Below are 13,783 nucleotides of genomic sequence, written 5' to 3' on the forward strand. Positions count from 1 at the left end.
GAGCACGTTTAGTTGTTTTTGGCACCACTATTTTGCTCCGTACACCTGTTTGAGCACGTTTAGTTGTTTTTGGCACCACTATTTTGCTCCGTACACCTTTTGAGAGTGTTTAGTTGTTTTTGGCACCACTATTTTGCTCCGCACACCCGTTTCAGCACATTTAGTTGTTTCTGGCAGCACTATTTCACTCCGCACGCCTGTTTGAGCGTGTTTAGTTGTTTCTGGCAACACTATTTCACTCCGCACGCCTGTTTGAGCACGAAAAAATAAAGCTCCTATATAAATTTGCCTGCGGCTTTACAACGTCTATCACTTACACGTATATGATAATCGTCAATACCGTCTTGATGCTCATCATTTTAAAAATTGTACAAATCGTTGTACAAATCATTACTGTGATATATATCCTGCAATTGAAGGGGAGCAAACCCAGAGCCTTCTAAGCCCAAAGTCATTCTGGCCGATCCTGATCGGATCCGATCCAATCGTCCATGGAATTTCTACTTCCTCCACTTTTTTGGAGCAGTAAAACTCATTAAATAAAACAGCAAAGAAGACACTTCCGTCAATGACGAGAGTGTCTTCTTTTTCCGTACATCTATGAAGTTGAGGTTCCCCTACCTTATGTCCAGCCCAAACCTTCAAGCATTTCGCCAATTAAACCTTCTCTCTGGTGGCGGCCCGTATCCGTATTTTGCATCAAGGCCGCTCCTTTGCCCAATTCGGGAGAAAACACCATCATGCTTTGAAAGCCGACTCCCCAGCCATAAGAAGACACGATACGCCTGCCCTCTTGCCCGCTCAAAAACAACCCTAATCCGGCAAAATCCGTTTGGCCCTGTGGAGTCAGCATCTCCTCCACAAGTGACTTGGACAGCCCAAGCTTCCCTGTTCCTCTAAGCGATTGAATCACTTCCATAGCAAGCTTGGCCAAATCAGAAGGCGTCGACCAAAGCCCCGCAGCGGCTGCAAAAGGATAACAGGGATAGCGCGGCTCCGTACGTGTGCCCGTTCGGTCATGCCCGGACGCATATCCAGACTTGGCAGCAATGGACAGGGAGCTTTCGTATGAACTGAGCGACATGCCGAGCGGCTCCAGCACTTTTTCGGACATTAACACGTCAAACGGCTTGCCGCAGCAATCCTCCATATACTTTTGCGCAACGCAATATCCCGCATCTGAATAATGAAAAGCACCTCCCGGCTCCGCACCGACCACAATCGGCTGTGACATATAAACGGTCTTCCCCCGCAATATATCGGTCATGCTTGGAGGGGGCGCATCATCCCTCCCAATATCGAAGCTGTCCTCTCCATCCCTAATGCCTGAATGATGGCTCAGTAGCTGCCTAAGCGTAATTCTGCCTTCATCTCCGGCATGGCCGACCTGACATTTCCATCCTTGAAGCCTTTCGTTGACAGGGTCGTCAAGTCCGATTCTCCCCTCTGCTGTAAGCTTCATAGCAAGCAAAGCGGCAGCCATTTTACTAATAGAGCAAGCATTAAACCGGGATTCCGCCTGAACCGGCTCCCTCCCCTCCGCGTCAAGAAAGCCATAGCTCCTCGTGGCAGCCGTTCCAAATTCATCCCACAGCGTCATGCTGAATCCGACAACGTTATGCTTTTTCATTCCCTCTAAAGCGTTAGTTTTTAGCCTATCCATCTCGCACTCTCCCATTTATGAAAAGACACATGCTCCATTATAGAACGTATGTTCCCTTATAGGAAGTGGGAGTTTATCCTTTTAAAATGAGCACAATAGCTGCTTTATGCTATGCATAATCGAAACCGCTCTAACCTTCATTCTGACGCAGCATCGGCTTATTGGGCAAATAATGTACCGTTCGGATGAACCGAATCGTCTTCGTTTTTGCCCTCATTACAATGGAATGCGTCTCCGCCCGCTCGTCGGGAAAATAGCGCACACCGCCAAGAAATTCGCCAGGCGTAACCCCAGTTGCTGCAAAAATAACATCTTCTGTCCCGACCATATCGTCCATCGTCAACACTTTGTAAGGGTCTTCGATGCCCATGGCCATACATCGCTCATACTCCAAATAATCGGACGGCATAAGCCGGCCCTGCAATTCTCCGCCCATACATTTCAAAGCGGCGGCAGCGAGCACCCCTTCCGGCGCCCCTCCAGAGCCAACGTACAAATCAATGCCCGCTTCCGGGAACGCCGGCGCCATAGCTCCTGCGACATCCCCGTCGGACAAAAATTTGATCCGGACACCGACTTTGCGCAAAACCTTCACAATCGATTCATGACGAGTGCGGTCCAAAATCATGACGGTTAAATCGGACACCTTTTTGTTCAGCGCTTCTGCCGCTTTCGTAAGTGTCGTTTCCATCGAGTCGGTTATTTTCAGCTTTCCTACAAGCGCAGGCCCGTAAGCCAGCTTCTCCATATACATATCAGGAGCGTGAAGAAGCTGCCCTTTGCCAGCTACCGCAATGACGGAAAGCGCATTGTTAAGCCCTTTGGCGACTATTTCCGTCCCTTCCAAAGGATCAACCGCAACATCCACTTCCGGCCCTTGCATGCTCCCTACCTGCTCGCCAATATAAAGCATAGGGGCCTCATCCATCTCCCCTTCTCCAATTACAACCGTTCCGCGTATCGACACGGAGTCGAACATGGCGCGCATCGCAGAAGTCGCCGCTCCGTCCGCACTGTTTTTATCGCCGCGACCCATCCAAGGCGCAGAGGCAAGTGCGGCAAGCTCCGTTACTCGAACAATTTCCAAAGCCAGTTCTCTCTCCATGCACAAACTCCCCTTTTTCATGTAAGCTGCTTTCAAAATGTCTATTAGTACGTTCTATTCAATTAAATATGTATCATATATTTATATATGATGCAATAAATAATTGTCTATAGCGAAAAAAAGACTACTTAAAGCATAAAAAGCGGCCTCCCGCATGAAAGGTTATCCCCTTTCAGCGAAAAGACCGCTGTCTCTCTTCCCATTTTACGCTCAATCTATTGAATTCCAATTGCCTGCCGATCCCGTTGCGTGGGCACTACCCGTCGGTTTCCGATAAACGATACAACCATCCTGACGATCGGATACGATTATGCCCCGCTGCTCCAAAAAATAAAGATGAGCGAGCGTCTCCGACATGGCAAATCTTAAATTATGCGGATTTTCTCTTAAATGTTTCCCAAACTGTTCTTCGCATAGCGCAAACGCCGTTTGGGACTGCTCTGCCAGCCGCTCCCCCATCTCTTTTAATCGCCGGGCGTGATGATCCAAAAGCTCTTCAATCCGCTCTTTGAAGCGATCGAAAGGATCTCGATGGCCGGGTAGGGCATAATGGACCTCATATGATCTCAGTTCCGCAAGGCTATTCAAAAAATAATCGAGAGGATCCGCTTCCTCACCCGGTACGACGCTTACATTCGGCGTAATGCGCGGCAACACTTGGTCTCCGCACACCATCCAGCGAGTCTCCCTTTGGTATAAGCAAACACCGCCAAACGCATGGCCTGGAGCATCAATGATTTCCCATGACGCGCCGCCCAGCTCCAATATGCCTCCCGGCTCAAAGTAGTCTACTTTCGGCTGTGGAGATACAAGACTAACGAATCCCGATAAGTTGTTTTCGATGGCGTCCATCAAATGCTCCGGCATGCCGTGCGGCACATACAGCTCTCGCAGGTCATCGGCAAACGTACTGTCCTCCTCCCATAACCTAAGCGCGTAACGATGCGCCCGCGATGTCATATAAACGGGACAGCCGCTTTTTTGCTGCATATAACCGGCAAGCCCGTAATGATCGGGATGCTGATGAGTTAACAGCACTCTTTTTATATCCGGCCATTTCAAATGACAAGAAGACAGCACTTCGTCCCATAATGACCTAGCTTCATCCGTTCCAAGACCGGGATCAATGACCGTAACCCTGCCGCGCTCCGGAACGATATAGCTGTTGACCCATTTCAACGAAAATGGAAGCGGCACTTTGACTTGCAGCCAGCCGCCCGGCAGTGCAACGACCTGCGCCGTCATTGCGCCTTGCCCGCCATAATCATTCTTGGTGAGCACTCACGGTCATAAGGGCTGCCATCATAATTTCCGTACACTTTATTGAGGTCAAGACCCGCATTCAGCAGTTGCTCCTGAAACCAATCAAGCGGATAAAGCTTCACACGCTCCAAATATTTTCTAATCAGCATGGGATCAGCCTCGCACAAGGCTGCTTCTGGCAGAGCCGCCTCCTCCTGAACGGTAATGGCCTTCTGCACCCAGCCGTCCAAAATGGTACGCTCCTCCAAAATGTGCAATCCGCTTTCCTCGTCTACTCTCTGCGATTTTGGAACCAGGTGACGTTCTACATAAAGCGGATTTAAAAAATCGATAAGATAGGCCCCTCCCGGGCGAAGCACTCTGCGAATATGACGGAGCACGTTCACATTGTCTCCCTCAGACGAAAAATATCCAAAGGAAGTAAATAAATTGACCGTTGCGTCGAATGAGCCGTCCGGGAAAGGAAGCTCCCTCATATCGCCCTGCCGCCACTCTACTTTGCCGCAGCTGTCATGAGCTCGCGCCTCTTCCAATAATGCGCGCGACAAATCAACGCCGGTCACTTGAAATCCAGCCTCCGCAAGCGCAAGGGCATGCCTGCCCATGCCGCAGCCGATATCCAGCACGGAGGCGCCCGTCGGCAGTGCGAGCAAGTCTGTCATTTGGCGCACCTCGCGGCTTGCCTGCTCCAGGTCCCTATGTCTGTAAACGACCATATAGTCTTTTCCAAAGCTTTGTTCATACCAAGGTTTAATCACTTCGAGCCGGCTTCCTTTCATTTCCCATTGTTCGGATGCATTTCATCTAATTACTTATCTTAGCATATTCCTTGCCTCTTGGCGCAAACTATGGAAAATGATGTGCGGTATAAACCGGGATAACAAAATAAATGAGCAGGAGGTGCGATAGCGTGAACGAGAGAATCAAATTGCTGTTTGCCGAAGCATCCGATTTAAAAACCTATACGCTGCAAAATAGTGAAATGACGATCGAGATCGCTTTTATAGCGCCGCTATGCGACGAAAGAATGATCGGCGATTTTATTACCGTTCCATTTATGAAAGAAGAGACGTCCTATCGCGATCAGATAAAAAGAATTCCGGAATATTTGGAAGTGCAAGACCCTGCCAGATGGCAGGATCTGCTGCTGCGGGGCAACGTGCTTATTAAATCGGATGATCGCATTTACTCCTTCTTTACCGGAAACGTCATTTGCAACCCAAGCCCTCAAACGCAAGTAGAAAGCGCCATACAAGGCCCGCAGCTAGCGCTTAGCGAGGATCTCAACAAGTCCATTAATCTAGTGCGGACCATGTATCCGTCACCGGAGCTTGGCCTTGAGGAGTTTACAGTCGGCTACACCTCGAGGACACAACTGATCGTCATGTACGATCAGCGCCATGTCGATCCTATGGTGCTGGACAATGTAAGGTCAAAGCTCAGCTCCATCAGTGTCGATATCGTTCATGCCGCAGGCGAGCTGGAGAAGCTTCTGAACGGCAAGCGCCGGCATCTGTTTCCGACCATTCTGATTACAGAAAGGCCGGACCGACTCGCGAGAGCGATTGGCAAAGGAAAAGTCATTATTTTAATTAAAGGAAGCATGTTCGGCCTCATTATGCCCGTTACTTTTTTCGATTTCATGCATGCGATCGAAGATAATTACGAGGCTTATTGGATGACGCGCTTTCTTATTTTTATCCGCTATACCGCTATCATCCTCACCGTAACGCTGCCCGCCCTTTACATTGCGGTCGTGTCGTACAACCCGGAGCTGTTCCGCGTCCAGCTCGCCTTCTCGATAGCGGCAAGCCGTTCCGCCGTTCCTTACCCTTCCTTCGTGGAAGTGCTCATTATGCTGTTTATGATTGAAACGCTGATTGAGGCGAGTACCCGCCTGCCCCGCTATATCGGCTCGACCGCAACTACGGTCGGCGGTTTAATTTTAGGTCAAGCCGCTCAACAAGCTGGACTCGTGAGCAGTATTATGATTATCGTCACGTCCGTCGTTGCGATTTCCAACTTTGTCATTCCAGTCAATTCGCTTTCATTTGCCATCCGCTTTTTGAAATATCCGCTTATATTGGCTTCCGTCTTTTTTGGCATCTCGGGAGTGGCTTTCGGCCTCTTCGTATACGTCGCTTATTTATGCAATCTTAGAAGCTTCGGTAAGCCTTACTTCCGTCTTCACGGCAAGATCAATCCCGCCGAAGGCGATATCGGGCAGGTGAGAGTCAAATGAACCGTTACTTTTTCTACAACTTTATTATCGTCAGCATCATTAACTTGATGCTTTATGTTCCGCATCATTTAGTGGAATACCGGTTTGACGGCGCGGTCGCTTCACTTCTAATCGCCCCGATTATCGGAGGCGTTTTGATTTATATGTTCACAAGCGCAATGGCCAGATATCCCGGAATGGCCGTGCCGGACATTTTGAAGCTTCATTTTCCAAGCGGGGTCGTGTCGGCGTTTCTCCTTTTTTATGTGGTCATGTGGTGGTTTTCCTCCACTATCGTAGCGGTCGCATATGCCGTGCTGATCAACCGCTTTTTCAACCCTGATGCCAGCACAACGGTCATATTGATCATTCTTGTTCTCGCAAGCGGCTATGCGGCAACTCGTTCGACGCTAACCGTTACTCTCATTCTCGAAATTGGCGTCATTGTCAATGCCCCGCTTACCTTTTTTGTTTTGTTCAAAATGGTGCGGAGCCCTCAGCTCAATTTCGACGCGATACGCGTCGTGGCCAACTATGTGACCGAAATGCCTGTCGTCTCTACGATTGCCGCAGCGACGTTTATCTTTACGGGATATATTAATTTGGCGCTAGTCAACCGGCTTTTTCCGCCCAATTTCCGCTTTAAGTTTCGCTGGGTTTATCCGATACTCGGCTTTATTATTTTGCTTGTCACCTTTTTTGTACCCATTGGCTTTCATGGAACAGAAGGGGTGGACCGCTACATTTACTTATGGGCAGTAACTTCGGATTCGCTATCAATGCAATATGGCTTTATTGAAAGGGTCATGTTCCTGTTTCTCCTCATCTTTTTGAATATTACCCTTGTTTATACGATGTCAGGCTGGCATCATGCGATGGAATACGTCAAAAACTGCTCTCCCAAATACAAACCAGAGATAGACAGTCCGAAAGCTCCCATATCCAATTACGTCATTATGGGTATTTTTGCGGCGGCCTGCGTCATTTACTACATCGTAACGAATGAAAAAATCAATTACATCATTACGACCTATTGGCTCATTGTCCGCTTGTTCGCCGAAATCGTAACCGTTGTAATGATCTTTATCCTTAGCCGAAGGAGGCTGCGCCCGGAATGAAAATAACGGTTCGCTGGGCAGCCTGGTTGCTGGTGGTCCTTATGGTAGGAGGCTGCGGCTTTAAAGACATCGACAAACGTTTTTTCGTTGTCGGCACGGGTGTAGATTTGTCCGGCAACAAAAACAAACCGTACCGCATTACGCTGCAGCTCGCCATCCCGTCCCCCAAAATTGAACCCGGCGCTTCCAAAATTCAATATGAAACGATAGACGCTCCAAGCATCGCCGAAGGAATCCGTATGCTCAAAGCGTACGTCGACAAAGAGCTGGATTTCGGCCATTGCAAAATGTTCGTTCTGGGCGAGGATTTGGCTCAAAAGGATATAACCGCTTTGATCGACTGGATGCTGCGCCGAAGAGACATTCAAAATGTAGCGACCGTTGCCGTAGGCAAGCCCGACGCGGAAGCCATTCTCCATGTGCAGCCCGTCTCCGAACGCTATCCCGGAAATGCGCTCCTGCTTTCGTTCGGCGCCGACGGCACAGAGTCTTCCTACAACTATGCGGAGACGCTTTCGGGACTTGCGCGAAGGGTTTCCGAAGAAGGGCTCGACCCCGCCCTCGCGATCATTACCAACCATAGAAAAGACAGCTACATTATCAATCAGGTCGCCCTGTTCGACGAGTCCAAAATTAAGCTTGTGCTTTCGCCTGCGGAAACCCAGTTATTCAATCAGATGTCGGATCATTTTACGAAAGCGTCCATGCACGGGATGTTTAAAGGAACTCCGCTTGTCATCGCCATCAATCGGCTGCATTCGGGCTTTCGCATCAAATCGCAAGGGAACGAAACAAAGGTTGTCATGAACATAAACATGGAAGTTGTATTTGAGGAAGCCCCGGATGGTCTTTTTGACAAGCCTTGGGGGCCGATACAAGAGCAGCTTGGAAAAGAATACGAGGAGGCCTCCCTTAAGCTGCTCAAGAAGATACAGAAGGCCGGAATTGATCCTTTTGGCTTCGGGCTTCGCTATCGGGCCAGCCATCACAGCGAAAACAGCATGGAAGCATGGAAGGAAATTTACCCTCATGTCAAATTTGAAGTCGACACCAAAGTGAAAATTGAAGGGACGGGGTTAATCAAATAAGGACGTGCAATATACAAATAAGGATATGCAATATACAAAGTAAGCAGCGTTAAAAAAAGGCAAGCCTTCTGTACACTGCGAACAGAGGCTTGCCTTTTGGATTTAGCTTTATTTTCGAATAATCCGCTTCGTTCCCCGCAAATCCGATATCGTTCCCGCACCGATTCCAAACATGGCCGCCTTCAGCTCAAACTCCATTCTCTCGAATTGAAGGAGCAACTGCTGAACCGACCAATCAAGGTTTCCTTGAGCCGCCCCGGGAAGCAGCGTCCGTCCAAACCCTGCAAGGTGGGCTCCGAGCGCTATCGCTTTGGCTGCGTCTACGCCGGTAAGCAATCCGCCGCTGGCGATGAGCTTGGCGCCTGGCAAGCGGTCCCGCACCTCCAGCAAACTGTCGGACGTGGGAATGCCCCAATCGGCAAAAGCTTCCGCCGCCGTCCTTCTGAGCGGATCGGAAACGCGGAATTTCTCCACTTGGCTCCAAGACGTGCCGCCGGCTCCGGCAACATCAATAAATGCGACTCCCGCCTCGTTTAACCGAACGGCCGTATCTCCATCGATGCCCCAGCCTACTTCTTTAACGCCAACGGGGACGGAAAGCGCCTTGCAAACCTCTTCAATTCGGCCCAGCAATGAGCCAAAATCGGTATCCCCCTCAGGCTGGAACACTTCCTGCATCGCATTCAAATGAAGGACCAGACAATCGGCCTCCGCCAAATCCACTGCCTTTGCGCATTCCTCGACGCCAAAACCATAATTTAATTGAACGGCGCCAATGTTGGCGATGACGGGGGCAGTCGGCGCAACGCCGCGAATGTTGAATGTGCCGGCCAGCTCTTCCTTTTCAATCGCTGCGCGCATCGAGCCAAGGGCAATGGCCCAGCCTCTTTCCTCTGCGGCAGCGGCCAAGCGGCGATTTATGGCACCGGCCTCATCCGTGCCGCCCGTCATAGAGCTGACAAGAAACGGCGCCCGCAGCGGCTTTCCAAACCATTCCGTTTCTAGGCTTACTTCTGCAAACGAAAGCTCCGGCAACGCGTTATGTTTAAATCGATAGGAATCCAGCCCCGTCGAAATGCCGATTCCGTTTACCTCTTCCTGAAGGCAAATACGAATATGCTCTTCCTTGCGCTTCGACGTATCTGGAAACCCTCTATTTTCAAAGTTGTGCCCCATTTCTTTACCTCCTGTTGCGCTGAGCCGATGGTAGGTACAGGCTGATCCTCATCCACCCGTCTTTTGCACCCAAACTACTTCTAATCACTATGGACTAGCATAGCATAAACGCCCGCATTTCGCTTCAACGTCTTCATCTAGTCACATGATTTTTTCGATCAAATATTTGAAAAGATCAATCAAAATTATTGTGAAATGAACGGTTTTCATATACACTTAAATCATAACGGATAAGCGATTAATCTGGACTTTCAACACACTATATGGGAGGCAGAACCAATGGAAATTAAAATTTTTGAAACATCGGCAGAGCTCGATCAATACGCAGCGGAGCTTTATACTACACTAATCAACGAAAAACCTAACGCGGTGCTTGGCCTTGCGACAGGATCGACACCTATCGGGATTTATGCCAAAATAGTAGAGAACTATAAAAATAAAAAAGTGAGCTTCAGCGGCGTCACTACCTATAACTTGGATGAATATGCCGGATTGACGCCGGACAACGATCAAAGCTACGCCTATTATATGAATCAGCACTTGTTCTCTCATATCGACATCCCTGCCGGAAGCACTCATTTGCCGGACGGAATGGCTGATGATCCGAAAGCGGAATGCGCTCGCTACAATGCTCTTCTTGATGCGAGTCCGGCCGATATTCAATTGCTCGGCCTTGGGCATAACGGACATATTGCCTTTAACGAGCCTGATGATCATCTGTCGGCAGGTACGCATGTCGTGAAGCTGAAGGAAGAAACGCGCGAGGCGAATGCCCGCTTCTTCGCTTCGATGGACGAAGTGCCGACTCAGGCGTATACGATGGGTGTTGGCTCCATTTTGAAAGCCAATACGATTCTGCTTGTTGTGCGCGGTTCCGATAAGGCCCGAATTGTAAAAGAGGCTTTGACCGGACCGATTACGACTCAAGTGCCTGCTTCTTTGCTGCAGACACATCCGCGGGTTATCGTTCTGCTTGATCGCGAAGCCGGAAGGATGCTGGAGTAGATGTCAAACAACGCTTCGTCCTGGAACATTCATAACGTTAACATTGTTCTTGAGAATGAGGTTGTCAGAGGCAGCGTACGCGTCGTAAACGGACGCATCGATTCTATTTTTGCAGAGCAGCTAAGCCAGGACGCTATACTGGATAGAAACCAGTCGGGCGACAGCATTGACGGCAATGGCGGCTGGCTGCTCCCTGGCTTTATCGACGTTCATGTTCATGGAGGCTTCGGCGGAGATTTTATGAACGCAAACGGCGACAAATATGATCGCATAACTAAGTTCCATGCCTCGAATGGCACGACAGGTATGCTGGCGACGACGATGACCGCTTCAAAAGAGGCGATTGACGACGTTCTGAATGCCGTATCCGCCTATCGGGAAAAGGAAATGCCTTATGCGCCGCTGCTTGGCGTTCATTTGGAAGGCCCGTTCATTAGCGAAAAGTGGCCCGGCGCGCAAAATCCGGCCTTTATCCGCACTCCTCAGCTCGACTGGCTGAAGGAATGGAACGAGCGCCATCCTGGACTCGTTAAGCTGCTTACTCTAGCCCCGGAGAAAGAGGGCGCTATTGAGAGCATCTCTTGGATGGCTGCAAACGGCATCGTCGCCGCAGCCGGACATACGGATGCTTTGTACGAGCAAGTAAAGTCAGCGGCCGACGCGGGGCTCTCTCATGCCGTTCACACGTACAATGCGATGAAGGGATTGCATCACCGCGAGCCCGGCACACTCGGCGCCGTATTGACGGACGACCGGATTTATGCGGAAATTATTGCGGACGGCGAGCATGTGCATCCTGCTGCCATCGCTTTGCTGCTTGCAGCCAAGCCGCTTGACCGCGTCGTCCTTGTGACCGATGCCATCGAAGCGGCGGGTATGCCGGACGGCGATTATGAGCTGGGCGGATTGGCTGTCGTCGTCAAAAACGGCACGGCGCGTTTGCGCGAAGGCAACGCTTTGGCAGGCAGCAGCTTAACGATGATTAGCGCGGTTCGTTTTATGCTGAACAACACCAAGCTGTCTATCGTCGACGTAAGTCGGTTCGCAAGCGGCAACCCAGCCAGAGAGCTTGGCCTTTTCGAAGAGACCGGCTCCATTGCAGTCGGCAAGCAGGCCGACCTCGTATGGGCGGATGCGCAGTTGAACGTTGAACGTACTTGGGTGCAAGGACGATCGGTATTCAGCGCAAATTAGTGAGAGACTGCTCATCGATTGGGAGTCGTTTAATTGATTTTAACGAAAGGGACTGTCCCAAAAGTCATTTTTGACTTTTCTATCCCCTCGTGTCCTATTTAAAGAAGCCTTCAAACCCGCTGTAGCGCTGGGGTTGAAGGCTTTTTTGGCTCCAAATGTGGGACAGGCTTATCCTTCGGTGTCTTTGGGAAATTCCTTTTTGGTGAAAAATGTACCCATGCACAAACATGACTGAGAAGTCCGCCTAGTTGTGCCAGAAACCACTAGAGCGCTCGCGACGCACCCTTTTGAACATTTAGTTGTGCCAGAAACCACTAGAGCGCTCGCTGCTCCCCTTTTGGACATTTAGTTGTGCGAGAAACCACTAGAGCGCTCGCGACGCCCCCTTTTGGACATTTAGTTGTGCGAGAAACCACTAGAGCGCTCGCGGCTCCCCCTTTTGGACATTTAGTTGTGCGAGAAACCACTAGAGCGCTCGCGGCTCCCCCTTTTGAGCATTTAGTTGTGCGAGAAACCACTGGAGCGCTCGCGACGCACCCTTTTGAGCATTTAGTTGTGCCAGAAACCACTAGAGCGGTCACGACGCCCCCTTTTGGACATTTAGTTGTGCCAGAAACCACTAGAGCGCTCGCGGCTCCCCCTTTTGAACATTTAGTTGTGCCAGAAACCACTAGAGCGCTCGCAGCTCCCCCTTTTGAGCATTTAGTTGTGCTAGAAACCACTAGAGCGCTCGCGACGCCCCCTTTTGAACATTTAGTTGTGCGAGAAACCACTAGAGCGCTCGCCTAACGAAGCCCCTTCTGGATATTGGGTTGCGAAAGCAAGCCTTGAAGGTCAATAGCTTTCGCTTGCTAACCATCTGCTCAAGAAGATAGCTATAGACCAAAAACAGGAATGGCAATGCAGGGATGAATGAGAGCAACTGCGAACCGCAAGATAGACACTTAAAAAAGTGCCCCTCTTGCGGGTTTTTATGTTTTAAACATGCGAGCGGTCTCATCAAGCAAACCTACTTACGAGAGTGACAGTCCCTTATTTTTCAATCTAGCCCCTCTAAATTACGTCATTTAACCCTTTAAAAAAAACGCAAAAAAACCGGAAAGGAGCCACTTTTTTAAAGTGTTTTCCCCTCCGGTCACCGCTTTGCTTGTTGTATAGTCTTTATTCTAATCCGTTACATAAATCGAAACATGATGACGCTTCAATTCAGCCCCAAGCTCACCGGTAAGCGATGAGTCCGTAATAACGGCCTTCAGCTCCGAAATGGCAGCCAGCGAAAACAGAGAAGTTCGATTCGCTTTTGTATGATCGAATACAGCGTACGTTTCTTGCGAGCGTTTAATTAAAGCTTTGGCGCTTTGCGCTTCCGCTTCCGAGTAGCTGGAAATGCCACCCGTAGCCGAAATCCCGTCAATGCCAATAAACATCTTGCCGATATGCAGCTGAGCGATCATTCCTTCGCCAAGCGGACCACATAGCTCAAAGCTGTTGTGCCGCATAATTCCGCCAGTGACAACTACTTGAATTTGGCTGCCAGCCAGCTCCATCGCAATATTGACGGCATTGGTCACGACCGTAATCCCTTTGCGCGGCTTAAGCAGCTTAGCCAACAAAAAATTGGTTGTCCCACCGGACAAGCCGATGACATCGCCTTCGACGATCAAAGAAGCCGCAAGCGCGGCGATCTTTTCCTTCTCCAGAATGGACAAACCTTCTTTTTCCGCAAAATGAAGCTCTCTCATCGTGCCCATCCCGTCGTACATCGCTCCGCCTATCGTGCGAATGACGGGATAAACGCCCTCCATCTGCTCCAAATCCCGCCGAGCCGTTGCTTCCGAGCAGCCAAAGCGTTCGACCATCTCCGTGATCGTGATCCGCCCTTGCTGCTTCAGCAATTGCAAAATCGCATCCCGGCGGCGTTGCCCTTTGGATCCGTTCGCATCCGCCATC

12 protein-coding genes are annotated in these 13,783 nt (G+C 50.0%); 6 read left to right on the plus strand and 6 right to left on the minus strand.

Annotated features, from left to right (window positions below):
- Positions 1-622 precede the first annotated feature (622 nt).
- The 4 genes from ACFQZE_RS09955 to ACFQZE_RS09970 all read right to left on the minus strand — a co-directional run bounded on the left by ACFQZE_RS09955 (position 623) and on the right by ACFQZE_RS09970 (position 4,747).
- Entirely contained in the window at positions 623-1,663 is a 1,041-nt protein-coding gene (locus ACFQZE_RS09955; protein ID WP_379356316.1) for a serine hydrolase domain-containing protein, read from the minus strand.
- Positions 1,664-1,793: 130 nt separating this feature from the next.
- Positions 1,794-2,768, minus strand: coding sequence for a class II fructose-bisphosphatase (gene glpX / locus ACFQZE_RS09960; protein ID WP_379356318.1), 975 nt, complete (start codon positions 2,766-2,768; stop codon positions 1,794-1,796).
- 210 nt (positions 2,769-2,978) lie between these two features.
- Positions 2,979-4,013, minus strand: a complete 1,035-nt coding sequence (locus ACFQZE_RS09965; RefSeq protein WP_379356320.1) for an MBL fold metallo-hydrolase — start codon at positions 4,011-4,013, stop codon at positions 2,979-2,981.
- Complete coding sequence (locus ACFQZE_RS09970) at positions 4,010-4,747, minus strand: class I SAM-dependent methyltransferase (RefSeq protein ID WP_379357012.1); 738 nt, start codon at positions 4,745-4,747, stop codon at positions 4,010-4,012. The genes ACFQZE_RS09965 and ACFQZE_RS09970 overlap by 4 nt, the downstream gene beginning before the upstream one ends.
- Before the next feature lie 194 nt (positions 4,748-4,941).
- Here ACFQZE_RS09970 and ACFQZE_RS09975 point away from each other — a divergent pair, with 194 nt between their 5' ends.
- The 3 genes from ACFQZE_RS09975 to ACFQZE_RS09985 are packed head-to-tail and all read left to right on the plus strand — an operon-like array spanning position 4,942 to position 8,458.
- Positions 4,942-6,273, plus strand: coding sequence for a spore germination protein (locus tag ACFQZE_RS09975; RefSeq protein WP_379356322.1), 1,332 nt, complete (start codon positions 4,942-4,944; stop codon positions 6,271-6,273).
- Complete coding sequence (locus ACFQZE_RS09980) at positions 6,270-7,370, plus strand: hypothetical protein (RefSeq protein WP_379356324.1); 1,101 nt, start codon at positions 6,270-6,272, stop codon at positions 7,368-7,370. Before ACFQZE_RS09975 ends, ACFQZE_RS09980 begins: the two co-directional genes overlap by 4 nt.
- Positions 7,367-8,458: a Ger(x)C family spore germination protein gene (locus ACFQZE_RS09985; protein WP_379356326.1), complete on the plus strand. Its 1,092-nt coding sequence runs from the start codon at positions 7,367-7,369 to the stop codon at positions 8,456-8,458. The genes ACFQZE_RS09980 and ACFQZE_RS09985 overlap by 4 nt, the downstream gene beginning before the upstream one ends.
- A 108-nt stretch (positions 8,459-8,566) precedes the next feature.
- Here ACFQZE_RS09985 and fni read toward each other — a convergent pair whose 3' ends face one another.
- Positions 8,567-9,634, minus strand: coding sequence for a type 2 isopentenyl-diphosphate Delta-isomerase (gene fni / locus ACFQZE_RS09990; protein ID WP_379356328.1), 1,068 nt, complete (start codon positions 9,632-9,634; stop codon positions 8,567-8,569).
- Between the two features lie 279 nt (positions 9,635-9,913).
- Here fni and nagB point away from each other — a divergent pair, with 279 nt between their 5' ends.
- From nagB to ACFQZE_RS10005, 3 genes are all read left to right on the plus strand, one after another.
- On the plus strand, positions 9,914-10,639 hold the full coding sequence (gene nagB / locus ACFQZE_RS09995) for a glucosamine-6-phosphate deaminase (protein WP_379356330.1): 726 nt from the start codon (positions 9,914-9,916) through the stop codon (positions 10,637-10,639).
- The gene (nagA, locus tag ACFQZE_RS10000) at positions 10,640-11,833 is read left to right on the plus strand and encodes an N-acetylglucosamine-6-phosphate deacetylase (RefSeq protein WP_379356333.1); all 1,194 of its coding nucleotides are present in this window, start codon (positions 10,640-10,642) and stop codon (positions 11,831-11,833) included.
- Positions 11,834-12,184: 351 nt separating this feature from the next.
- Positions 12,185-12,622 (plus strand): hypothetical protein, encoded by a 438-nt coding sequence (locus ACFQZE_RS10005; protein WP_379356335.1) that lies wholly within the window; start codon positions 12,185-12,187, stop codon positions 12,620-12,622.
- Positions 12,623-12,999: 377 nt separating this feature from the next.
- On the opposite strand, the gene ACFQZE_RS10010 is transcribed toward ACFQZE_RS10005, so the two are convergent.
- Positions 13,000-13,782 (minus strand): DeoR/GlpR family DNA-binding transcription regulator, encoded by a 783-nt coding sequence (locus ACFQZE_RS10010; RefSeq protein WP_379357014.1) that lies wholly within the window; start codon positions 13,780-13,782, stop codon positions 13,000-13,002.
- Position 13,783: the final 1 nt, after the last annotated feature.

The sequence above is a fragment of the Paenibacillus sp. GCM10027627 genome, assembly GCF_042675505.1.
Classification (GTDB): Bacteria; Bacillota; Bacilli; order Paenibacillales; family Paenibacillaceae; genus Pristimantibacillus.

Bases quoted from the DNA above. Each gene is read 5' to 3' on its own strand.
- ACFQZE_RS09955 (WP_379356316.1), bottom strand. From the start codon at position 1,663: ATGGATAGGCTAAAAACTAACGCTTTAGAGGGAATGAAAAAGCATAAC.
- glpX (WP_379356318.1), bottom strand. From the start codon at position 2,768: ATGGAGAGAGAACTGGCTTTGGAAATTGTTCGAGTAACGGAGCTTGCC.
- ACFQZE_RS09965 (WP_379356320.1), bottom strand. From the start codon at position 4,013: ATGACGGCGCAGGTCGTTGCACTGCCGGGCGGCTGGCTGCAAGTCAAA.
- ACFQZE_RS09970 (WP_379357012.1), bottom strand. From the start codon at position 4,747: ATGGTCGTTTACAGACATAGGGACCTGGAGCAGGCAAGCCGCGAGGTG.
- ACFQZE_RS09980 (WP_379356324.1), top strand. From the start codon at position 6,270: ATGAACCGTTACTTTTTCTACAACTTTATTATCGTCAGCATCATTAAC.
- ACFQZE_RS09985 (WP_379356326.1), top strand. From the start codon at position 7,367: ATGAAAATAACGGTTCGCTGGGCAGCCTGGTTGCTGGTGGTCCTTATG.
- fni (WP_379356328.1), bottom strand. From the start codon at position 9,634: ATGGGGCACAACTTTGAAAATAGAGGGTTTCCAGATACGTCGAAGCGC.
- nagB (WP_379356330.1), top strand. From the start codon at position 9,914: ATGGAAATTAAAATTTTTGAAACATCGGCAGAGCTCGATCAATACGCA.
- nagA (WP_379356333.1), top strand. From the start codon at position 10,640: ATGTCAAACAACGCTTCGTCCTGGAACATTCATAACGTTAACATTGTT.
- ACFQZE_RS10010 (WP_379357014.1), bottom strand. From the start codon at position 13,782: ATGGCGGATGCGAACGGATCCAAAGGGCAACGCCGCCGGGATGCGATT.